The 22,669-nt window shown below is 60.4% G+C and carries 20 protein-coding genes and 2 pseudogenes; 7 read left to right on the forward strand and 15 right to left on the reverse strand.

Annotated features, from left to right (window positions below):
- Positions 1-10 precede the first annotated feature (10 nt).
- A complete protein-coding gene (corA, locus tag D575_RS0112970) occupies positions 11-1,093 on the forward strand; it encodes a magnesium/cobalt transporter CorA (protein ID WP_018146350.1) in 1,083 nt (360 codons plus the stop codon).
- A 442-nt stretch (positions 1,094-1,535) separates the two neighbouring features.
- Here corA and D575_RS0112975 read toward each other — a convergent pair whose 3' ends face one another.
- On the reverse strand, positions 1,536-1,874 hold the full coding sequence (locus D575_RS0112975) for a hypothetical protein (RefSeq protein WP_018146351.1): 339 nt from the start codon (positions 1,872-1,874) through the stop codon (positions 1,536-1,538).
- Between the two features lie 812 nt (positions 1,875-2,686).
- Here D575_RS0112975 and D575_RS0112980 point away from each other — a divergent pair.
- On the forward strand, positions 2,687-6,196 hold the full coding sequence (locus D575_RS0112980) for a DNA methyltransferase (protein WP_018146352.1): 3,510 nt from the start codon (positions 2,687-2,689) through the stop codon (positions 6,194-6,196).
- Between the two features lie 42 nt (positions 6,197-6,238).
- Here the strand turns inward: D575_RS0112980 and D575_RS14425 are convergent, their stop codons facing one another.
- The 4 genes from D575_RS14425 to D575_RS0112990 all read right to left on the reverse strand — a co-directional run bounded on the left by D575_RS14425 (position 6,239) and on the right by D575_RS0112990 (position 10,342).
- Positions 6,239-7,081: a hypothetical protein gene (locus D575_RS14425; protein WP_155985187.1), complete on the reverse strand. Its 843-nt coding sequence runs from the start codon at positions 7,079-7,081 to the stop codon at positions 6,239-6,241.
- Between the two features lie 3 nt (positions 7,082-7,084).
- A complete protein-coding gene (locus tag D575_RS13705; protein ID WP_155985188.1) occupies positions 7,085-8,770 on the reverse strand; it encodes a zinc ribbon domain-containing protein in 1,686 nt (561 codons plus the stop codon).
- The gene (locus D575_RS14695; RefSeq protein ID WP_081612145.1) at positions 8,767-9,975 is read right to left on the reverse strand and encodes an N-6 DNA methylase; all 1,209 of its coding nucleotides are present in this window, start codon (positions 9,973-9,975) and stop codon (positions 8,767-8,769) included. Before D575_RS14695 ends, D575_RS13705 begins: the two co-directional genes overlap by 4 nt.
- Before the next feature lie 184 nt (positions 9,976-10,159).
- Positions 10,160-10,342, reverse strand: a complete 183-nt coding sequence (locus D575_RS0112990; RefSeq protein ID WP_018146354.1) for a hypothetical protein — start codon at positions 10,340-10,342, stop codon at positions 10,160-10,162.
- Between the two features lie 431 nt (positions 10,343-10,773).
- On the opposite strand from D575_RS0112990, the gene D575_RS0112995 reads away from it, so the two are divergent.
- The gene (locus D575_RS0112995; protein WP_018146355.1) at positions 10,774-11,967 is read left to right on the forward strand and encodes a diguanylate cyclase domain-containing protein; all 1,194 of its coding nucleotides are present in this window, start codon (positions 10,774-10,776) and stop codon (positions 11,965-11,967) included.
- 247 nt (positions 11,968-12,214) lie between these two features.
- Here D575_RS0112995 and D575_RS14305 read toward each other — a convergent pair whose 3' ends face one another.
- Together D575_RS14305 and D575_RS0113005 are read right to left on the reverse strand one after the other, a co-directional pair.
- Complete coding sequence (locus tag D575_RS14305) at positions 12,215-12,484, reverse strand: Txe/YoeB family addiction module toxin (RefSeq protein ID WP_081612146.1); 270 nt, start codon at positions 12,482-12,484, stop codon at positions 12,215-12,217.
- Positions 12,459-12,737 carry a type II toxin-antitoxin system Phd/YefM family antitoxin gene (locus D575_RS0113005; RefSeq protein ID WP_026182158.1) on the reverse strand — a complete coding sequence of 93 codons (279 nt, stop codon included), beginning with the start codon at positions 12,735-12,737 and terminating at the stop codon, positions 12,459-12,461. Before D575_RS0113005 ends, D575_RS14305 begins: the two co-directional genes overlap by 26 nt.
- 725 nt (positions 12,738-13,462) lie before the next feature.
- Between D575_RS0113005 and D575_RS0113010 the strand changes: the two genes are divergently transcribed.
- Positions 13,463-13,705 carry a type II toxin-antitoxin system Phd/YefM family antitoxin gene (locus D575_RS0113010; protein WP_018139194.1) on the forward strand — a complete coding sequence of 81 codons (243 nt, stop codon included), beginning with the start codon at positions 13,463-13,465 and terminating at the stop codon, positions 13,703-13,705.
- Positions 13,702-13,965 (forward strand): Txe/YoeB family addiction module toxin, encoded by a 264-nt coding sequence (locus tag D575_RS0113015; protein WP_018146358.1) that lies wholly within the window; start codon positions 13,702-13,704, stop codon positions 13,963-13,965. Before D575_RS0113010 ends, D575_RS0113015 begins: the two co-directional genes overlap by 4 nt.
- Before the next feature lie 215 nt (positions 13,966-14,180).
- On the opposite strand, the pseudogene D575_RS14595 reads toward D575_RS0113015, so the two are convergent.
- The 6 genes and pseudogenes from D575_RS14595 to D575_RS0113040 form a co-directional block, all read right to left on the reverse strand.
- Positions 14,181-14,318, reverse strand: a pseudogene (locus D575_RS14595) (transposase); the annotation flags it as partial.
- Between the two features lie 224 nt (positions 14,319-14,542).
- Positions 14,543-14,824 (reverse strand): helix-turn-helix domain-containing protein, encoded by a 282-nt coding sequence (locus D575_RS0113020; RefSeq protein ID WP_012982512.1) that lies wholly within the window; start codon positions 14,822-14,824, stop codon positions 14,543-14,545.
- A complete protein-coding gene (locus D575_RS0113025; protein ID WP_018146359.1) occupies positions 14,821-15,171 on the reverse strand; it encodes a type II toxin-antitoxin system RelE/ParE family toxin in 351 nt (116 codons plus the stop codon). The genes D575_RS0113020 and D575_RS0113025 overlap by 4 nt, the downstream gene beginning before the upstream one ends.
- A gap of 243 nt (positions 15,172-15,414) precedes the next feature.
- Positions 15,415-16,527 carry a Fic family protein gene (locus D575_RS0113030; protein ID WP_026182159.1) on the reverse strand — a complete coding sequence of 371 codons (1,113 nt, stop codon included), beginning with the start codon at positions 16,525-16,527 and terminating at the stop codon, positions 15,415-15,417.
- Between the two features lie 480 nt (positions 16,528-17,007).
- A pseudogene (locus tag D575_RS14485) lies at positions 17,008-17,091 on the reverse strand (Txe/YoeB family addiction module toxin); the annotation flags it as partial.
- Between the two features lie 270 nt (positions 17,092-17,361).
- On the reverse strand, positions 17,362-17,706 hold the full coding sequence (locus D575_RS0113040) for a PilZ domain-containing protein (protein WP_018146362.1): 345 nt from the start codon (positions 17,704-17,706) through the stop codon (positions 17,362-17,364).
- Positions 17,707-17,995: 289 nt separating this feature from the next.
- Between D575_RS0113040 and D575_RS14315 the strand changes: the two genes are divergently transcribed.
- A complete protein-coding gene (locus D575_RS14315; RefSeq protein ID WP_081612147.1) occupies positions 17,996-18,439 on the forward strand; it encodes a GNAT family N-acetyltransferase in 444 nt (147 codons plus the stop codon).
- Between the two features lie 450 nt (positions 18,440-18,889).
- On the opposite strand, the gene D575_RS14600 is transcribed toward D575_RS14315, so the two are convergent.
- The gene (locus D575_RS14600; RefSeq protein WP_231367519.1) at positions 18,890-19,057 is read right to left on the reverse strand and encodes a hypothetical protein; all 168 of its coding nucleotides are present in this window, start codon (positions 19,055-19,057) and stop codon (positions 18,890-18,892) included.
- Positions 19,058-19,571: 514 nt separating this feature from the next.
- Here D575_RS14600 and D575_RS0113050 point away from each other — a divergent pair.
- Positions 19,572-20,636: a porin gene (locus D575_RS0113050; RefSeq protein WP_018146364.1), complete on the forward strand. Its 1,065-nt coding sequence runs from the start codon at positions 19,572-19,574 to the stop codon at positions 20,634-20,636.
- Positions 20,637-21,065: 429 nt separating this feature from the next.
- On the opposite strand, the gene D575_RS0113055 is transcribed toward D575_RS0113050, so the two are convergent.
- Positions 21,066-21,674, reverse strand: coding sequence for a PEP-CTERM sorting domain-containing protein (locus tag D575_RS0113055; RefSeq protein ID WP_018146365.1), 609 nt, complete (start codon positions 21,672-21,674; stop codon positions 21,066-21,068).
- Positions 21,675-22,669 lie beyond the last annotated feature (995 nt).

Below are 22,669 nucleotides of genomic sequence, written 5' to 3' on the forward strand. Positions count from 1 at the left end.
AGGAACCGCGATGACCCGCCTGTTCGAAAAGACCTACCTTAAGCCCGGCGCCGCCCCCGGCCACGGCGCCCACGCCACCGAACACCCGCACGCCGACGACGCCACCGTCTCCGCCTGGCACTACCATCGCGAACAGCTCGTCGAACTCGACCCGGAGCGCACCCTGCGCGAAGGCGTGCAGACCGTCGACGGCGGATTCGTCTGGCTGCACTTGCAGGGGGCCCCCAGCCCGCGCCAATTGCACGACCTGGGCGCGGCCTTCGACCTGCACCCGCTGGCGCTGGAAGACGTGCGCCACCAGGGCCAGCGCCCCAAGGTGGACTTCTTCGACGCGCAAATGGTCGCCATCCTGCGTCAGCCGCGCCATCACAACGGCAACATCGAACTCGACCAGCTCAACCTGTTCGTGGTGGGCACCCACCTCGTCATCAGTGTCCATAGCGGCGCGGCCGATCCCTTCGGGCCGGTCCGCGAACGGATGCGCAACGCCAACCGCAACTTCAACCGTCTAGGCGCCGCGTACCTCGCCTACGCCCTGATGGACAGCGTGATCGACCAGGCCTTCCCCGTGCTGGAACACATCAGCGAACGCCTGGAGACACTGGAAGAGACCGTCCTCGACCAGCCCAACCGCCACACTCTCAACGAGATCCACATCCTGCGCCGCGAGCTCCTCGTCCTGCGCCGCCAGCTCTGGCCCACGCGTGACGTGATCGCCCGCCTCATGCGCGACGACCTCGAGCCCTTCACCCCGGAGCTGTTCCCGTACCTGCGCGACGCCTACGACCACACCATCCAGATCATGGATCTGCTGGAGTCCTACCGCGAGATGGCGGCCACCCTGATCGAGGCCTACATGTCCGCCATCAACCAGCGCTCCAACGACGTCATGCGCGTGCTCACCATCATCGCCACCATCTTCATCCCGCTCACCTTCATCGTCGGCATCTACGGCATGAACTTCGAACACCCCGACAGCCCCTGGTCTATGCCCGAGCTCTACACCTACTACGGCTACCCCATCCTGCTCGGCATCATGCTCGCCGTCGTCGCCGTCATGCTCTACCTCTTCCGCCGCCGCGGCTGGCTGTAACAACCCCCACACCCCACCCGTCGTCGCGAGGCCGCAACGCGGCCGCGCCCCGCTGCCACACGCCTACCGCCCCACCGTCTTCCCCGGCCTCGCCAAACACCCCCGCCGCAGCCCCACACCCCGTCATCCCGGCCGTAACGCCACTCCTCGTCATCCCGGCCGCAGCGCAGCGAAGAGCCGGGATCTCCAACGCCAGCCCAACCCCCAAACGCCCGAGATCCCGGATAACCGCTTCGCGGTTTCCGGGATGACGACACTGGGACAAAGAGCGGCTTCCGGAGCAACAAAGCCAACGACCGACCGGGAACAACGGCAGGGTCGGACCGCGATAACGGGTTAGAGGCCTCGCCCGGCCGGGCTATAGGGAGGAAGCACCGGGGCGATGGGAGACAATCAAAAAAGCCGGGCGGGGAGCCCGGCTTGTTGAGGGCACTGGGGCTTGTTACCAGTCAGGGGCCCCTTCGTCATCGTCATCGTCGTCGTCTTCTTCGTCGTCGTGGTCACCCATGGAGCCACCGGCCGCACCACCTTCGGCACCACCGCCGCCCATGGTGCCGCCGCCACCGGCGCCACCAGCACCCCCTTCCGGAGCACCCGCGCCGCCACCGGCAGCGCCTTCGGGAGTGCCAGCGCCTCCTTCAGCACCGGCACCGGCCTCCGGGGCACCGGTATCTGCGCCGGCGTCGCCGCCCGCCTGGGCGTGCGCCGCGCCAAGGCCGCCCAGCGCAAACATGGAACCCAGCACCATCGCGATCGCAGTTTTCTGGAAAGTCGACATCATGGTTCTCTCCTTCAAGTTGGAATCGAGTCACAGCCAACCGAATCGGGCCAGTCAGGCTTTCAATTGACTGCGCCAGAGAAGGAGCAAGGGGGATGCCAAACATGACCTCTACTGACGAAGGTCTCATCATCGAAACAAAGTGTGATCGATTCCGCTGGCTCACACCGCAACACTCCACTCCGGAATGATGCAAAACGACACATGGGTTATCGCGACCGGGTCAGAACGCCACACCGCCCACGCGGAAAACAAGATCATGCGCCCGCCAGGGCGAACCGCGCGCCCGAGCTTCGTGCCAGAACCAGAATGCATTCACAGGAAGACACGCAGACCGGAAGGTTCAGGGTTGGCGAGTGCCCAGGGCACCGGACGCCACGGCGCTTCGCGCCTCACGATGACGGGACAGCTGCCCCACATTTGGCAGGCCCCAACGCCAAACCCCGGCCGCAGCGCAGCGAAGAGCCGGGATCTCCCACGCCAGCCACCCACCCGCATCATCCAAACCCCACAAACCCCGTCACCGCGAGGCCGCAACGCGGCCGCGCCCCGCTGCCACACGACTACCGCCCCACCGTCTTCCCCGGCCTCGCCAAACACCCCGGCCGCCGCGCCACACCCTGTCATCCCGGCCGCAGCGCAGCGAAGAGCCGGGATCTCCCACGCCAGCCACCCCACCCGCACCATCCAAACCCCACAAACCCCGTCATCGCGAGGCCGCAACGCGGCCGCGGCGATCTCCAACCGAAGCCACAGACGACAACACCGCCACGGATCGGTAAGGTAGCCCCCAAACGAAAACGGACCTTCGTCACATGGAAGTCACCCCGGGCAACCCGGCCCACGCCGCGTTCTTCGATCACGACACCACAACGCCCCTGGCCGCCCCCGAGCAGGTCGAGGCGTTCATCGAGCGCTGGCGCGACACCGGCGGCTCCGAGCGCGCCAACTACCAGCTCTTCCTCACCGAGCTGTGCAAGCTGCTGGAGCTGCCCCATCCCGACCCGGCCAGCGACGACACCGCCGACAACGCCTACGTGTTCGAACGCCGCGTCACCATCCGCAACCCGGATGGCAGCGAGAACCGCGGCTACATCGACCTCTACCGCCGCGGCTGCTTCGTACTGGAGGCCAAGCAGACCGGCAAGGGCCTGCACACCCAGGGCTGGGACAAGGCCATGCTCGCCGCGCAGAACCAGGCCGACCAGTACGTGCGCGCCCTGCCGGAAGACGAAGGCCGCCCGCCGTTCATCGTGGTCACCGATGTCGGCCGCAGCCTGGAGCTCTACTCCGAGTTCTCCCGCTCCGGCGGCACCTACGTCCCCTACCCGGACCCGAGCCGCCACCGCATCCGCCTGGAAGACCTGCGCGACCCCGAGATCCAGCAGCGCCTGCACCACCTGTGGCTCGCGCCGGACCAGCTCGACGCCAGCAAGCACGCCGCCCGCGTCACCCGCGAGGTCAGCGCGCGCCTGGCCGAGCTCGCCAAATCCCTGGAACAGCACGGCTACGAGGTGGAACGCGTCGCCCACTTCCTCAAGCGCTGCCTGTTCACCATGTTCAGCGAGGACGTCGAGCTCCTGCCCAAGGGCAGCTTCACCGCCCTGCTGGAACGCCTGCAGCAAAACCCCGAACACTTCCCCGACGCCATGCGCTCCCTATGGGAGACGATGAACACCGGCGGCTACGAAGGCCAGCTGATGCACAAGGTGCAGCGCTTCAACGGCGGCCTGTTCCAGAACATCGACCCCATCCCGCTCAACGCCGACCAGATCGGCCTGCTCATCCAGGCCGGCAAGGCCGACTGGCGCTTCGTCGAACCCGCCATCTTCGGCACCCTGCTGGAACGCGCGCTGGACCCGCGCGAACGCCACAAGCTCGGCGCCCACTACACCCCGCGCGCCTACGTGGAACGCCTGGTCATGCCCACGCTCATCGAGCCCCTGCGCGCCGAATGGAACACCGTGCAGGTCGCCGCCGAGGCCTGGCTGCAGCAGAACAAGCCCGACAAGGCCCTGGACGAACTGCACCGCTTCCACCACCGGCTGTGCGAAACGCGCGTGCTCGACCCCGCCTGCGGCTCGGGCAACTTCCTCTACGTGGCGCTGGAACACCTCAAGCGCCTCGAAGGCGAAGTGCTCAACCTGATCCGCGACCTGAGCGCCGGCCAGGCCACCTTCGACACCGAAGGCCTCACCGTGGACCCGCACCAGTTCCTCGGGCTGGAGATCAACCCGCGCGCCGCCGCCATCGCCGAAATCGTGCTGTGGATCGGCTACCTGCAATGGCACTACCGCCTGCACGGCCGCCTCAGCCTGCCCGAACCCATCCTGCGCGACTTCCACAACATCGAATGCCGCGACGCGCTCATCGACTTTGATGCCCGCGAACCCATGACCGACGAGCACGGCGAACCCGTCACCATCTGGGACGGCATCAGCTACAAGAAAAGCCCCGTCACCGGCGAACTCATCCCCGACGAAACCGGCCGCACCCCCGTCTACCACTACAGCAACCCCCGCCGCGCCGAATGGTCCGAGGCTGACTTCATCGTCGGCAACCCGCCGTTCATCGGCGCCTCCACCATGCGCCGCGCCCTGGGCGACGGCTACGTGGACGCCGTGCGCAAGGTCTTCAAGGGCATCGTCCCGGACTCCGCCGACTTCGTCATGTACTGGTGGCACATCGCCGCCGAGAAGGTGCGCAAGGGCGAGGCCCGGCGGTTCGGCTTCATCACCACCAACAGCCTGCGCCAGACCTTCAACCGCCGCGTGCTCGAACCGCATCTGAGCGACAGCAAGAAGCCCCTGTCGCTCGCCTTCGCCATTCCCGACCACCCCTGGGTGGACAGCGCCGACGGTGCCGCCGTGCGCATTGCCATGACCGTCGGCGTACCCGGAGACCAGCCCGGCACCCTGCGCCATGTCGTCAACGAACGGGACGCCGGCGACGACGCCCGCACCGTGGAACTGAGCCACAGGCCGGGAAAGCTATTCTCGGACCTCACCATCGGCGCCAACGTAGCAGGTGCCATCACCCTGCAAGCCAATCAGGGCATCAGCAGCCCCGGCGTAAAACTGCACGGTGCCGGCTTCATCGTGACGCCGGACGAGGCAGCGGAACTCGGTTTGGGCAAAACACCCCAAACCGCCCGCGTCATCCGCGAGTACCGCAACGGCCGGGACCTCACCCAGAGGCCGCGCGGCGTCAGGGTCATCGACCTGTTTCGTCTCACTTCCGACGAGGTAAGGGACCAATTCCCGGCGATCTATCAGTGGGTGCTCCAACGTGTAAAACCCGAGCGCGACCAGAACAAGCGCGCCACGTACCGTGACTACTGGTGGCTTTTTGGGGAAGCACGCCGAGACTGGCGGACCATGGCTGCCGGACTGCCACGTTACATTGCCACCGTCGAAACCACGAAGCATCGCGTCTTCCAGTTCCTCGACGCGGACATCCTGCCCGACAACATGCTGGTGAACATCGCCATCGACCGGCCCGCCACCTTGGGTGTCCTGTCCAGCCGCATCCATGCCGCCTGGGCGCTCGCGGCAGGCGGACGCCTGGGCATGGGCAACGATGCCCGCTACAACAAATCCCGCTGCTTCGAGACCTTCCCCTTCCCGGAACTCGACGACCAGCAGGCCGCCACCATCGGCGACCTCGCCGAACGCATCGACGCCCACCGCAAGGCGCGCCAGGCCGAACACACGGACCTCACCCTCACCGGCATGTACAACGTGCTGGAAAAACTGCGCGCCCAACAGCCACTGAACGAGAAGGAACACACTATCCACGAACAGGGCCTCGTCTCCCTGCTACGTGAACTGCACGACGAGCTCGACCGCGCCGTATTCAACGCCTACGGCTGGAACGACCTCGCCGACCGCCTCGTAAGCCGCCCCGGCGCCACCACCCCGCTGCCGGACAAGCCCGCCGACCAGGCAGAAGCCGAAGAAGAACTCCTCAACCGGCTCGTCGCCCTCAACGCCGAACGCGCCGCCGAAGAAGCCCAGGGCCACATCCGCTGGCTGCGCCCCGACTACCAGGCCCCCGAAACCACCCAGACCACCGCCACACTCGAAGCCAAACCCGAGGCCGCCGCCGACGCCCCGACCGAACCGGCCAAAAAGCCCACCTGGCCCAAATCCATGCCCGACCAGGTCGAAGCCGTCCGCCGCCTCCTCGCCTTCGGCCCCCAAACCCCCGACGCCCTGGCCACCCACTTCAAGCGCAAACCCACTAAGTCGATCACCCAGGTCCTCGCCGCCCTCCAGATCCTGGGCCAGGCCACGACCGACAACGACCACTGGCGACTCATCTGAACACAGACCCCAACTCTATTTATACATCCGTCCAATCCTGCACTACGACTGGAAGCTACCCGGTTCCGGATGTAGTGACAGCACTTTATCTCGAAATTCATTATAGGCATCACGGACTCCCGGTGAGGCCGGTCGATGTCGACACGAAGCGAAAATTTCGTGATACTGAGAAAAACGGGAGCGATCCTTCCTAAGATCGCCTGACCACCTAACCCAGCCGTCGTGATGGGTGCGCGACAACACCACGCCATAGCAATAATTATTGAGCGAGCGTACAAAGTTATCGCAAATAGTCGCCATCTCTTGAATTTTGTCGTATTTCAGAATAATAGTCCTTTCAACATTTTCCTTGTGATCCTCAAAACCAAGCGCCCACGCATTTTTAGAGCCCAGCTTCCCAAAGCGATGTACAATGCAATGCCGCACCTGGCAAACCCTTATGTACTGAGTTGCAATATTCTTTACCATCCGCTCAGCTGGCCCCCGCTTAAACCCCAAGTAACGCACCAAAGATTCGGAAATGCTTTTCACATTCAGAAACGTCAAATCTTCGAATAGCGCCTCTGTCATGATCTCCCTATCATGGTTTAGTGCAGACGAGAACGGAATGGGCTCTCTGGCAGATGCAACGTTTGACGCTTCATCCACGCCAATTATGCGCACAAGCAAGGAACGGATATAACTCTCTACGGCTGACACATACCCCAATACCATCAAGTGCCCAAGCTCATTAGGCATTGAAAGCGGATCTTCACATAATTTGTTTATGCTTATAATCGAACGAATAAACTCGTCCACTGGCGACAGCGCGGCACGCGGCTCTTCTTCCGAAAAACAGAACTCTATCGCCAGTTGCGGCGAAGTTTGCTCATGAACAAGATTCATAAATTATGAGAAAAACTCTTCTTCGACTGACTTCGCTAGACGATAGATCTTGTTTGCCCTTTTTTCACCGATATGTCGCGCCTTTCGAAGCTCACTTGCCGGGTCCGCGCTCGAAACAATATCCCCCAGCGTCCGAATATCTGTCTGGGACTTTATCCTTTCCTTCTGCTTTTCAGTAATAGGCAGTTCATCTACCGGGATCTTCATGCATTCCTCAAATATGCTAGGATCTATCAGCCGCGCACCACAATTATGGCAATAGCTTTGATGGTCCGAGATTCTCTCTGTCCCACAGTCTTTACAAGCTGGGAGATTTAGTTCAATCCTGCGGAGCGAATCGGCATCTAAGATGCTCTCCATTTTTCGCCTTATTGGATGCTTTTTTTCAGGCGCCTCAATCCCACTGATTATTTTCGCTGGACTCCAACCGCGGCCCTTAACGAAAGCTCGGCGGTCTATCAAAAAGCCATAGTGCGGCATAAATCGCCCGTAATCCCGATCTGGTCCATGCGAAACAGGAGGAAGTTCGTATAGCAGACCCGCCTCCACCAAAAACCGGATCATACGTTCCCGTTTCTGATCATCGTTTTTAACTAGCCCAATTATTGTCGCCTTACGTTCGGGTATAGATTCTTCTGTATGCCGTTTTGCCTCTTCTACCATTCCCTCGAACACGTCCCACCCGACCCTGATGATGTCGCGGTACTGAGGCGTCTTGTCTGCCAACGAAAAGTATTCGCTCTTTCTAAAGCCCACATGCCCATTGATAACCTTATTGAATCGCTGTTGAACGGACTGTGACTGTTCATCGATGAATTGCCGGCACATTGTAATGAACGCTCTGGGAATTCCAAACGCCGCATACGCCAGCAATTTAGATACATCTGCGCCAAGAAGATCCCCGGTAAGGCCGAGGCGGTCGCGGGCGATCCTTTCCATGAAGACGCCGTATTTCTCATCATTAACGTTTAACCAAGCCTGCACCTTCTCTGCATCATGGTCTGCGTGGAATCTCGGTCCATACTCGGTGGTCCCCGGATAGACCGATGCTTTGGGCGAAATCTTTAAGGTCTTTAGGCTGCGAAAGATATCAAAAAATTCAACCATGTACTCAGGGGTTAGAACAAGTGCGGCATCATCAAGCATCAACACCACTCGCCTGCGCCGCTGATTCACCATGACCGTTTCTAATAGCGCAGTGACCTGGCTGATCGAAAGCGAACGATGAGCTTTGTTCATGACCGAGGGGTCTGCCCCACGCTCTGCCTCCGCAATGAATTCGCGAAGTGAACCGGGATTTAGTGCCGGCTGACCCTCGGATGCGGTTAAATAGCTATCAGGAAAATCCTCATGGACGGCAATCAGAATTTTGGCGAGAACCCAAGAATGAAAAATCTGTAGAGCCTCTCGTGAATCTCGGAGGTATGGCTCCAAATTGTAGTACCGTGTGAACGACACATAAACGGTTAATGGACCGCCTTTGTTGTCTTTACAGGAGAGATGTGCATACCGAAAGTGATGCGTTTTTCCTGACCCTCGGGGCCCAACCAAAAGCTTCGCACCAGACTGTATGATCTTTCGCTGGATTGACCTGAAGTATTCGTGATCTACTGTCCATCCATATAATTCGTCGCCCTCGAGGAAGTCAGCTCGCTCAGCGTACTTAGTGGCATCGTCCTCTTCAGTCATGATAAAGGCCTTACAATAGGGGCATGGCGTATGTCATCTTTGGTGAGGTAGCGTGCACATGTACCTCGAGCGATCCGCCTTAGGTACGAAGCTATATCCCCGCTCACAATGGACCCGGCCAAGGTCAGTGCCGACGCCGTCGAAGGGCGGACTCGGAACACACAATCCGTGAGTATCGCTTGACCGCTCGTGACGAGCGCCATTTCGCCAACGACGCGGCTGCCTACGCGAGAGACTACAATGTCACCTGGTTCGGCCATAATGTGCATCGTGCCTTTAGGGCGGGACCCGGTGGCCCGGGAGAGGAACAGACGCTTGTGCGTGTCGATCTGCGCCGACCGGATGGTACTGGTGTGACAAACGTGGGTGTGGTTTGGTGCATCTTTGGCCGACAGCCGACCTCGCTGAACCTCGAATCCCGCTGACTCTAGTGTACAAACTTCAAGATGGGCACGAGTAATCGGTGCATTCGGAAGCCCCTCATAATATTTGTAATCTAACCTGTGAGCTCCTTGGCGCGGACTTATTCGGATACATTCGAACGAACCGGCTCGTTGTAAGTGAACTCCATCTTGGTCACGCTTAGCTTTAATATAAAGGGCGTAACACTTCGCCTCAGTATCGCAGAACGAATTCGGCGGGAGTTCGGTGACCTTCCGAAGATGATATTGATCCAAGAGCGCAGCGCGGGCTCGAGAGTATGATTCGCCGCTAACGAAGCTTTCGGGAAGAATTATGGCGACTTCGTTGTTTTCGTTTAGATTTCGTAACGATTGAGCTAGAAATCCACAATGTGAAGCAAAGGTGGTTGAACTTCTTTCCAATACGCTCGAGAGGCCTGCACTATCGAGGACATCCCGAATGTAGGCGGTCACAGTCCGCCGATGGAAAGGTGGGTTGCTGATAATTACGTCGTGCGCTAGATCATTCTGCGCGGACAGGTTCTCAAACCGTGGCGTCAGGACGTCAACTTGGGTGTATCTGTATTTAGATAGAGGAACACCGGGGAAGATTATGTCCCTCTCTGGGGCTAAGTCGACGCATGTGGCCCTTATTTCTGGCCATCGATTGATAGCGGCTTTTGTTAGCGAGCCTGATCCGAACCCAAGGTCGATTAGGGTGGACGGGCAGGCGGTATCGATGCCATCGACTAATAGGGAACTGGATGGCTCAGTGGTATAATAACGGCCAGGGTAGTGGTTCATAGTGTTGACCAGTGGGATGTCGGTCGATTGTGGTTGTAGATAGTATCAGGACGCCAGTGCCGCCGGAAGTCACGTGAGAAACACGGACTGATTGATTCGGGCGAGGCGCCGCGACGAAAGAATGACGGTGCGCGGAAACGGGGACGGGGACGGAAACGTGAAAAACGGGGACAGATTTATTTTCTCATGCCTGACGTGCCGGCGGACGGCCTGGACGCCGCCGCTCGACGCGACAGCCGATGATCTGCTCCACTTCATCCACGAAACGCTGGCTGCCGGTGAGTTGGCCACGCTGCAGCGCTTCGCGCATCAGCGACAGCTCCTGCTCCGGGACGCCCTGCTCCACGAACCGCGCATAGCGCCGCATGACGGGGTCGGACCACGGTAACGGACGGACTTTAAACCGATTATGGAAACTGAAGGGAGCCCAATCACGGGGTCGGACCACGGTAACAGACTGACTTTAAACCGATTGTGGAATCTGAAGGGCTGTTCCAGGGCCTTAAACGGCGCATTCCGGCCCATAAATGGGCTCTTGCTCTGAGATTAGATCCCACTCCGGCACCGCAAAGGGGATCGGTAGAGGCTCGGGCCGCTTCAACGGATTGCCGCGGCCTCTTCGAGGCCTCGCAATAACGGCGGGGAATGACGGGGGAGACGTTGCTTTGGCCCTCCGCCTCACATTCGAGTAAGAAATCACGGTTTGATCCGATACTATCCGGAATCCGCGCGACAGTGCGGGGCGCTTGGCCCATGAGAGGGCGGCTCCCCATACTCGCCCCTTGGAAGGAGTAGTCGATGCAGTTCTCGCAAAAGGTGCAGCGGATCAGCGGGCGGTTGTTGAACGCCATCACGGTCGCTTTCGTGGTCCTGCTGGCGGGCATGATTGTGATTGTGGGCAACAGCCTGTGGCAGAACCAGCGCCTGCTGGACGAGCTGCGTCACATCACGGAGGAGCGAGGACAGCGCATCCAGCTGGCGTCCGATCTGCTGGAGGCCGCCTACAATCGCCACCAGACCATGGTGAATCAGGTCATCACCGACGACCCCTTCGAGCGTGATGACCTGATGATGGCGTACCACCGCTGGGGAAACCGGGTCGGCGAGGTGCGCGCGGCCCTCAATGAGCGCGTGACCGAGGATGCGGCGCGGGCAAGACTCGAGGAACAGGATGCCCTGATCCCGGAGATCGTGAGGCTGCAGGACCAGGTGGTGGACCTGGCGGCCCGCGAGGAGATCGCGCCGGCAATGGCGATCCTGAGCGAGCGTCTGTTTGATCTTGATCGGGAGTTCGACAGCTCCATCGAGGCGTTGCGAGCACATGAACGCGCACAGATGGAAGCGGCAGCCGAGCGCGCAGGCGAAGTCGGGGCGCACACGCAGCGTTTCATGCTGGTGTTCGGTGGGGGCGGCGTGGTGTTCGCGTTGGCTCTGATTCTGCTCACCCGGCGGACCCTGGTGACCATGCACCATGATTTGCGCGAGCAGGCGTCACAGCTCGACGAGGCCGGACGCCAGCTGCAGCACGAGGCTAGCCACGACCCGCTGACCGGTCTACCCAACCGGCGTGCTTTCTATAAGCGCCTGCAGGACGCAATCGCCTGGTCCCAACGGACCGGCGAAGCGTTCTCCGTGGGCTTCATCGATCTCGACCAGTTCAAGCCGGTGAACGATCGGTTCGGACACGCGGCCGGCGACGAACTGCTGGGGGTGGTCGCCCGCCGGCTGGAGGAGGCGCTCAGCGAGCCGGCCTGTGTGGCCCGGGTCGGGGGTGACGAGTTTGCGGTGCTGTTGTTTGGCGAGGATTCAACCGAAGCCGAGGGGAAGCGACTACAGGCGGCGGTGTCCCGGCCGGTCCAGCTTGCTGCGGGCGAGGTCACGCTGGCGATGACTCTGGGTTGGGCCTACGGTCCGGGAGACGGCGATCCAGACGAACTGCTGGGGCGAGCCGACCGCGCGATGTATGGTCTCAAGGCGGGGCGCGGGACGTAGCCGGAGAAAGAGGACACCACCTTTCCGATCCGATCCGGCACCGCGAATACTACCAACAAGGACATAACCGGGTCGGACCACGGTAACGCGCTGTAGAAAAGGGACTTTCGTGCGCTCAAGGGTAGTTTCTGAGCCTTCGACAAGGCATTTCGCACCCGAAATGGGACTTCCCGGCACGAACGGGGCTCGGGGTCGGACCCTGCCTGTTGCCCATGATGCCCCGAGCGAGGGGCAACATGGGCTCGGGTCACAACGTGTCGTAATGGCCGCCGATCGCGAAGATGTAGATGGCTTGATCGTCGAAGCGGTAGATCAGGCGATCCCGGGCAGAGAGACGCCGGGACCAGAAGCCCGACAGCGAATGCCGAAGGGGCTCCGGCTTACCCGTTCCCGTAGCTGGATCGTTCCGGAGCATTTCCTTGAGGATCCGGCGCAGGGCTCGATGCAGCTTTGGGTCGCGCTCCCGGAGCGTTTCGTAGGCGGCCCAGGTATTACCCTCGAATACCAGTGATCTCATCCATCTCCCCTTCCGTGGGACGGTAGCCTTCTCCCTTCCGATGGGTAGCGGCCGAATTGGCGATCTGCTGCATCAGGCTGGAGTTCTGCAGGACGTAGAGCGTTTCTTGCTCCCGCTCCCAGTCATCCGCACTCATCACCACAAAGGCCTCACCCGCTCGGCGCGTGACCTTGAGCGGCGTGTGCGTAGTGACGGCCTCTTCCACGAAGGCCTTCAGGTTCTCGCGAAACCGGTTGACGCTGACTGTTTCCATGCCGGACCTCAAACGTACGGAAGTACCGTACAACTATAGACATCCTTCAGGTTCGGTTCAATTGCGTCTTCCGGCGCACCGTTCCCACATGACGTACCGGAGGAAGAGGACACCGACCTTTCAGGTAAGATCCGGCAACGCCAATGCGCCTGGGAAGGTCTCGGGCCAGTCCGGCCGATTGAACAAAGGACGGGGTCGGACCACGGTAACCATCTGCTACGTGATTATCACGACTGGTCCCGAACGCTTCCAGATCGGACTGGCGGACGCGGCCAGCACGGCGCTCGAAGGAACTCCCGGGCAAGATCAGCGCCAAGCCAGCAACGGCGGAATTGAATCTTTTGGCTTCTGCATGGATCCAGCACTCGGCGATCGCCTGCGTGTCTCTGTGTGGGCATTCTCTGCGGCGCAAGCATGACTCCATCAATAAAGGAGAAAGAGGACACCCATCTTCTCCCTGGCGGCAGACCGTCATCCCGGCCGGAGCGAAGCGTAGAGCGGGGATCTCTGGTGTCCGCTCCTGCCCCGGCGCTCGAGATCCCGGATAACCGCTGCGCGGTTTCCGGGATGACCTTCCAGGCTGGGCGAAAGGATAATTCCTGGAACGATCCGACCCGTTGTCGCAGTTTCTGCGGTGTCTGGCAGTGACGGGGTACCCGTACGGTTTACGGAACGTACGCCAAGGCGTACTCTTGATCTAAGCCCACACACTTGCGAGGTGCGCCATGACGGGAATTACGGCTACAGAGGCGCGCAGCAACCTCTACCGGCTGATCGACGAAACGGCGGAATCCCACGAGCCGATTGTGATCACCGGCAAGCGGAACAACGCGGTCCTGCTATCCGAGTCGGACTGGTCGGCGATTCAGGAGACCCTGTACCTGCTGTCGGTGCCGGGTATGCGCGAGTCGATCCGCGAGGGCATGGATACCCCGGCGGATGAATGCCACGAGGAGCTGGATTGGTGACATGGAAGTTGGTCTACACCCGGCAGGCTCAAAAGGATGCGAAGAAGCTGGCTGCCAGCGGCCTGAAACCGAAGGCACAGGAACTGCTGACGCTGATCGCGGAAGATCCGTATCGAAAGCCCCCACCTTTCGAGAAGCCGTTGGGTGATCTCTCCGGCGCGTACTCGCGGCGCATCAACATTCAACACCGGTTGGTATACCAAGTGCTCGAAGACGAGCGAGTGGTTAAGGTGATCCGCTTATGGAGCCACTACGAGTAACCCGGCTGCACGATCTCGGATCACCGCTGCGCGGTTCCCGGGACGACGGCCGTTTCAGAACACCGAAAGCCCTGTAGGAACTTGCTTGCAAGCGAAGCGCCAGCCAAAGCCGGACGCGGGCAGGAGCTTCGCTTGCAAGCAAGCTCCTACGCGAGGGCTCCGGAGTCAGACCTTGCCTTTGGCCATGAAAGAAAAACGGGGACAGATTTATTTTCTCATGGCTGACGTGACGGCGGACCGCCAGGATGCCGCCGCTCAACGCGACAGCCGATGATCTGCTCCACCTCATCCACAAAACGCTGGTTGCCGGTGAGTTGGCCGCGCTGCAACGCCTCGCGCATCAACGACGGACGGGGGTCGGGGTCAGACCTTGCCTTTTGCCCCCGGACGGGGGTCGGGGTCAGACCTTGCCTTTTGCCCGACCTTGCCTTTTGCCCCCGCATCAGGGGAGAGGCAAAGGGCAAGGTGTGACCCCGTGATTCCACGAGAGCGACCTACCCCATGGATCGCTGGACTACCCACCCATAACACGGCAGGCCGACGCTAGAACTTTTGCGATCAGGAGATGCGGACACAGCTACGCGGCGTCGAGGACCCGCAACTCAACGTGCAACCCGGCGGCCGCTGCCATGTTCACCAGGGCATCGAGGCTAAACACGTCGATCTTTCCTCGCATCAGATCAGAGACTCGCGGCTGCGTGACTCCGAAGAGTTTCGCGGCCTCGCCCTGTTTCATTTCCGAGCGAACGAGATGGTCCTTGAGGGCCCTCATCAGAGCGGAACGCAGCTTCAGGTTCTCCGCTTCTTCCGGGGTGTTCTCAATCGCATCCCACACGCTGTCGAATCGGTGCTCGGTCATTGGCCTATCTCCTGCAGCAAATCGCGATAACGCTGAGCGGCCAAGTCCAGATCGCTCTTGCGGGTTTTTTGTGTCTTCTTCCAGAAGCAATGCAGCACGTAAACCGCATCCCCGAACTTGGCGACATAGAGGACCCGAAATGCTCCGGCCTCGTCTCGGATCCGGATTTCTCTGACACCCTTCCCCACGGACTGTATCGGCTTCCAGTCGTCGGGGTCTCTTTCATGCTGGACTTGGTCGATCTGGTGCCCGGCCTCCCGTCTAGCCGACAAGGGGAAAGCACGGAGATCGTCCAGTGCCGTCGCTCGGAACACGACTGGCTTGGGGCCTGAACCGGACATACTCATAGCCTATACAAGTTTTTGTATCTTTGCATCCAATGAAACAATGGGGACAGATTTATTTTCTCAGGCAAAAGGCAAGGTCTGACCCATGACTCCTCAGTTCGTAGCCCGCGAGGGTGTGGCGCACGTGGTTCAGGGCCCTGAATAAAGGTAACAGCCGGATTCCTGCGGATGCCTGAGCGCACGGCGCATGCACGGTGCTTGCCCCCTACCGCATTCCTTGTCGACCGGGTGCGACGAGACGGGTCATCGGAGCGTGTCCGGCAAGGCGTAACTCGTGCTGCGTCCCCCGCCCGGGTTCTTCTTTAATGCGCCTCGAGCCACCAAGTCCGCAATGTCGCGCTGCGCCGTATCCTGCGAGCACTTGGCCATCCGGGCCCAACGTGAAGAGGTCATCCCACCTTCGAATCCGTCCAGCAGGCGATTGAGAACCTTGATCTGTCGGGCATTGAGCGGCTCCGTGGCGAAGCGCTCCCAGAATTGGGCCTTGAACAGCACGTGCTCGAGTGCATCCTGGGCGTTGCTCAGCGAACGCTGCAGGCAGCCCAGGAACCATTCCAGCCACAGGGTGATGTCCAGGTCCCCCTGTTTCTGAGTCCGCTCTAGGATGGCGTAATAGTCACTGCGTTCCCGAAGGATCTGCCCGGACATGCTGTAGAAACGTTCCGCCGAACCATCCGCTCGTGCCAGCGCCATATCGGCGATTGCCCGAGCGATACGCCCATTTCCATCCGCGAACGGGTGAATGGTCACGAACCAGAGATGGGCCTGCCCCGCCACCACTAGCGGATCCAGAGGGCCGGGCGCCTTGAACCACGCGACGAAGGCGTCGACCTCCCCCGGGATTCGCTCGGCCGGTGGCGCGGAGAAGTGCACCGTCTCCCGACCAACGGGACCCGACACCACCTCCATCGGCCCTTCATCGTCATCCCGCCAACGCGCGACCGGAATCCGCGTCATCCCGCTACGTCCCGTCGGAGACAGGGCCGCATGCCAGTCGAACAGCCGATCCACTGTCAGTTCACGGTCAAAGGACTTCGTGGCATCCAGCATCAGCTCGACCATGCCGTCGACGTCCCGCCCTGAAGCGGTCAGTCCACCCGCCTCCAGGCCGAGGCGACATGCAAGCGAGGAGCGCACCTGATCCAGAGGCAGTCGCTCGCCTTCGATCGCGCCGGAATCCACGATATCCTCCGACAGCACGCGAAACGACGCTTCCTCGCGCAGTGCGAATCCCAATCCCTGCATCCTTCCGAGCAGCCGACCCTGCTCGCGCGCGGCCGCAGCCAGCATCGGCGCGATATGTTCCGCGTCCCACTGCCAGTGGGGCCAGCCGGTCAGTTCCCAGATGTATTGCACGACATTCTCCGCAATATATGCGTAGATTATGCGGATCAATCTCCGCATTTCCAAGCGGCTTCGGGGTCAGACCCTGCCTGTTGCCCATGAAGCGCGGTCACATAACCCACATAACGGGTCGGACCACGGGAACAGACTGACTTTAAACCGATGGTGGAATCTGAAGGGCTGTTTCAGGGCCTTAGACGGCGCATTCCGGCCCATAAATGGGCTCTTGCTCTGAGATTAGACCCCACTCCGGCACCGCAAAGGGGATCGGTAGAGTCTCGGGTCGCTCCGACGGATTGCCGCGACCTCTTCGAGGCCTCGCAATGACGGTGCCTTACCACGTGACGGGGTCGGACCACGGTAACCGATTGGAATAAAGATACTTTAAGGTGCTGGAACGCTGAATTAGGGCCTTATATGGCCATTTTTGGGCTCGATATGGCCTTTCGCGCCAGCGACCGTACGGCTCCCACGATACGGGACGTCAGAGGTTCAGAGCCTGTCGTAGTGGCCGCCGATGGCGAAGATGTAGATCGCGTGATCGTCGAAGCAGTAGATCAGGCGGTCCCTGGCGGAGGGTGCCTCGGGGATCAAACCTTACCTTCTGTGGCCATAACAGTCGATCGGCAACCGTGCCGCTCCAGCCGATTGCCGCGGCCTCTTCCAGCCCCCCAATCACCGCGCTTCGGCAATCAACCCTCATATAGAGGAGACCTATGTTTACACGCCCCACCGTTGACGCAGTACCATCGGGAAACCGTGGACCGGGGGGCAGCCTGACCTCGCGCCCCTGCCAAGGCGAAGGAACAACCCGATCGCAGGTATAGGCTCGCGGAAGGACGCAGGCTAGCGCGAATCGGGTGGAAGCCCGATGCTCTCGCGCATCAGATCCAGCAAGCCATCAACCGCAGACGGATGGTCGGGCTCGAACATCGCTCCCGCGCCTTGCTCATCCAGTCGCATCACGATGCAATGCCAGACATGGGCCCGGTCATCCCCCCACTCCTCCGGGCTCACGATCAGTCGCAGTCTTGTATTCCTGGAGAGACCTGAGTCGGGAAGCTCCACATACAGCCCGCTAAGGCTGACATCTCGCACTCGTCCACTTGTCCGATATTCGGGGTCGCCGGAAAGACCCTCCACAACCGCTGTCATACGGACGGCCCTGCGGCGCCCTTCGCGAAGTTCCATTCTCAGACTCCCGCCTTGGTCCCGACGACCCTGGCATTCTCTTGTCGCTCTGCCCAATGTAGCGCATGGTGATAGCAGCGTTGAGGAAGGCCTCGACCGGGCTCGGGCTCAACCTCGTCATGGCGCCAGTCGACAACCCTCGTCCGGTGCCGCCGCGCCCTGTTGTTAGCGTGCCCGCCGATCCACAAAAGGGCAAGAGGCAAGGTCTGACCCCGAAGTCCCGTGCGTCTTCGCCTCCATTCCGCAGCCGCGCGTGCTGTTGGCGTTATGCTTTTAGAGGACTCGTCAAGTGATAGAAGCAGTGTCAAGTAAGAACATCGAAGAAGCACTCCCGCTGATTAGGAAATACCAGGAGTTCTACAAGGTTCAGGAAATTGATGATGAGAAGAATCGAGTGTTCTTCTCGCAGTTCAGCGAAAATGGAAATAATGGCTGCATTTTCCTGTTCAGGAGCAAAGCCGGAGACGCCGTGGCTTTTGCTACTGTATATTTTACGTATGTATCCAGTATTCCAGCTCGGGTCGGCGTTATGAGCGACCTTTATACATTGCCAGCCCATAGAGGAAACGGGATAGGTAAGCGGCTGATCAATCATTGCTTGGAGTTCGCCCGGGAAAAGGGTGCAGCAAGACTTCAATGGCTTACAGCCCAAGACAATCATCCGGCTCAAAAACTTTACGACTCTCTTAATACAAAAAAGAGCGCATGGTATGTCTACACGTACAGCGCATAGCCAAGCAAAGCAGTTCGGCCCTGCGGACTCATGACGGGGTCGGACCACGGTAACTCTCTGCAGGAACGAGGCTTTCTTGCCCCGAAGCGCGGTTTCTGTGCCTTAAACGTGGCATTTCACGCCCGAAAGGCGGCCTTTATGGCACCCTCGCTGCTCCTGGGGGCGCAAAGATGGCGGGGCCGGCGCAAGAAGAGAAAAGACATCCACCTGCTTCCAGGCGCCACGCCATCATCCCGGCTATCCGCTGTGCGGTTTCCGGGATGACCAGACAGGCCAGACGAAAGACGACACCCACCTTACGTCCAGGGTCCGGAACCACAAATGGGGAAGGTAAGGTCTCGGGCCGATCCGGCGGATTGCCACGGCCTCTGCGCGATCGCGCGATGGAGTTTACATACGGCGAGATCGAGGCCGTGCGCATCCGAACCCAGCGCGCCAGCAGGCCGTGCGTTAATCCGCCGTGCCAGTCACCCGACGGCAGGCGCGCATCACCTCGAACGCGGGCACGCCGGACTGCCCGTTCAGGTTCTCCAGCAAACAGTGCTCATAGGACTTGTACTGCGGATCACCCGAGGTCGAAAGGGCCGCGCCCAGGCCTGCGCCCGACGCGAATGCCAAGACCACCCATAGCGCCACAGCACCCGGGGTTCGCGCCTGCCTCCAAGGGTCACTCACCCGGAATGCCTCCCTCGAAAGAATAGCGGGATCGGACCACGGTAACCCTCTGAACCACAACAGGTGCAAATGTCGCCGTTCCCACCCTAAAAACTGGATCCACTTGCACCCCTCGCTTGCCATTTCTGCGCGCCAAAGGGTGGCACCAACAAATCGATCGAAGCCCGCCACGACCCCCAGGTGCTCGCCGAGCGCAGGACGCCGGGGGATAACGGGAACTCCGCTCGATTGCAAAGACCGCGCAGGAACAGCTAGATACGTAATCCCTTCCAAATCTAACACACCAGGAACGGCCGATCGTGCGTTAACGCGAGGCGTCGTGAGCGACTGTTGAGTCATTCGGCCTGGTTAGCCACTAGACATTGCAACCCTATTTTTCTTCGTCTATAACTCGCAGGCCCCTCGTCAGGTATATGGACATACGTATATACGCATTAAGAGATAAGGAGATAATTATATGAATAGGAAGACCCTTGTGGCCGCTATGGCTAGTGTATTCGCGTTCCCGGCCATGGCCGCTGCCGATTCGTCCGTCACCCTATTCGGTCAACTGCAGCCGCAAATTGTCTACCAGAGCGCGTCTGGCGATGACAGCTTCGACAGCGGATTCCGCCAGTACGATGGAGGAGGAGCACGACAGGCCGCCAATGGGTCCAACCCTGGTCGACTGGGCGTATTGGTCCGGCACGATCTCGGTAACGGGCTTACCGCGCTCGCCAAGATGGAGCAGGATGCCAACACCGTGTCCGGATTCGGTTCAGGGCCTCGCGAGATTTACGTTGGCCTTTCTGGCGATTTCGGTCGTGTGATTGTCGGTCGATTGACGTCCCCCTACAGCACGGCGGGCAAGGACCCGTTGAATGCTACCTTCATGCAGCAGCGGGTCCTCGGCGGCCGCCTTTCCCCGGGTGGGTATGGCTGGGGCGGATTTGTAAACGGATCCTATCTTGATCGTGGTATCCGCTATACAAATGACTTCGGCCCTGTTTATTTCGATATCGCAACATTTCTTGATAACGAAGACGATAGCAACTCGGCTTTTGCTGCACGACTCGCTTTTGATTTGGGTGCTACAGAGATCTATGGCGCATATCAGCGAGGCGACGAGAACAACCAGACCGAAGGCTTATCCATACTCGATGGTTTCAACGACGCTTTTGCCGACAACCTCCGGGTGGCCAAGCTGGGGGCTGACTGGCGCCAGGGCCCTTGGCGCTTGAATTTCGAGGCCGAGGATGCGGTGCTGGACGATGCAGACGGTGTTGAAGTGTTTGACGGCAACACCTACTTTGCTGCGGGGACGTATCGCATGGGCGAAACCGACTTCACGCTTAGCTTGGGCCATACGCGCAATACAGTTCCGGATGACACCGAGAAAACCGACTCAGCCGCAATTGCAGTAACCCATCACCTGAGCAATCGTGTACGAATCTTTGGGGGGGTGGCCTACACCAAGGAAAAAGACAATGTGAACGATCCCAGCTACACCGCGGTAGGCGGGGGTATGCGCGTCGCGTTCTGATTCTCAGGCAAAGTGAGAATAGGTGAGCGTCATATGTGACGCCGATTTTTCGGGGCCAAGACGGCCCCGTTTTTCGTTCGAACGCTAGATCAGATCACTGGAGTCAGCCGTTGCGCTTTGCTCCCGTGTCTACGGAGTCTAGTCCTCGTCTTCGGCCCTCGGAGAAACATGACCAGGTCGGACGACGGTGATGGAATCCCGGCATTTGCAGCGCACGCTGCGCTGCACCGGTTTGATTGCCTTTGCGATAGCAAGGGGCTTTGCAGCCTGCATCAGGCTCACCCACCTGCGGCGGGCGGTTCTGGCGGCACAACCTTGTGCCGCGGGGAAACCGGCACCCCTCCCGCCGGAGGCAGATCTGCGCCGGCCGCCAGGAAAAAGGCCCCAGAATCGCTTCCGCGGCCTCTTCGGACAGGGTGCTGCGGTGGCTTACGCCGTCGAGGCCGGGGCGGCGGGATCCTTGCGCCGGCGCAGGGTCCAGCCGAGCATCACGAGGCCGACGCCGACCAGGAGCAGCGAGCCGGGGGTCGGTACTTCGTTATTTCCGTTACCGCGGTAGTACACCGAGATGTGCGAGATGTCGCGATCCTCGCCCGCGCCCGACAAATCGAACGGGGGGTCGGTCAACGGGGTGGCGTAGGTCCCGCCCAGGGCGCCGTTCAGCATGTCGTAGGCCACGATGTTGGTGTCGGCGCCATCCTTGAACGCGAACATCAGGTTCTCGAAATTGCTCCAGAAGTCGAGGACCACCAGCTCCCAGGTCCCGCTCTGGGCATCGCCGCTGAAGCTCACGATGGTTGCCGGATCATTGGGGTCGTTGATCAGGTTGCCGTTGGTGTCCTCGTACTTGCCGTCGAACAGCCAGTCCGAGTAGCCAAAGAACTCGGCATTGTTGACGACTGTGAGGCTGGTATTCACGTTGCCGTCAAGCGGCTCCAGGACCTGGCAGCCCTGGTTGGGCGTGACCTTGTCGCCCAAGTTGCCGTCGAGATCGGAGCAGTTGATGACGCTGGCGGAGGCCGAGCCGGCGGCAATCATGCCTCCCGCGAGCAGAAGGGCGAGGGTTCCGCCCCGTACAGTCTTTGTAGTCATGGTTGTTACCTCGTGGGTCTGCGCAGGCAGGTTTTGGTTTGGGGTCTGCGCTCACCCACGAATCTGCAACATCCATGCCCGCTGGATGCCGCTCTATATTGACGTTGGAAAACCGTAGGTTACACGCGCCCGACGGGGGGGCGGTCGCAAGCGCGATCATCGGGTGTAAAGGGTTCTGACGCGTGCACGGGTGAAGGACCTCGACCAGGTCACATCGACGGGGTTGGGCCACGGTAACTAGGCGTGTTAACGGGGCTTTCTGAACCCAAAGGGCTGTTTGAGGGCGTTAAACGGCGCATTGCGGCCCATAAATGGGCTCTTACTCTGCATGGAAAAGGACGGGGTCGGACCACGGTAACTGACGGTCTTAACTGGACTTTCTGAAGATAGATAGCTGTTTCAGGGCCTTAAATGGCGTATTCCGCGCCACAAATGGGCTCTTACTCTGAAATCGGGTCCAGCTGCGGCAGCGCGAAGGGACCGGTAGGGTCTCGGGCCGCTTCGACGGATTGGCGCGGCCTCTGCGGGGCCGCGCAATGACGCCATCTCACCCTTTTCCCCCGCCCCTTCCGGTCCTGACGACACGCGGCGTACTCTGCTGTAGAAACGGAGTAGCACAAAAAAGGAGACAGAGATGGGGATTTACGATCGCGACTATGTCCAGGAGAAACAAACGCCCCATAACAAGAAAGCGAGGGGTGATCGAACCGGGGGGACATCCAAACCTGGTGCTGACGCCCGCCGGACTCGCCCGGCTCAGACGTCGCACTCGACAACTGGGGCCCCACCCAGTCCAGACTGGAAGACGATCGTCCTATGGGCATCCCTCGCCGCGAACGTGATGCTTCTAACGGCCTTGGTCATCCTCCACGGAAGATAGGATCTCCCGGGGTCGGGAGAATGGAGGAAGACGGGGTCGGACCACGGTAACCCGGCGGACA

Origin of the sequence: Thioalkalivibrio sp. AKL6 (genome assembly GCF_000376905.1) — a bacterium.
In the GTDB taxonomy this organism is placed as follows: Bacteria; Pseudomonadota; Gammaproteobacteria; order Ectothiorhodospirales; family Ectothiorhodospiraceae; genus Thioalkalivibrio; species Thioalkalivibrio versutus.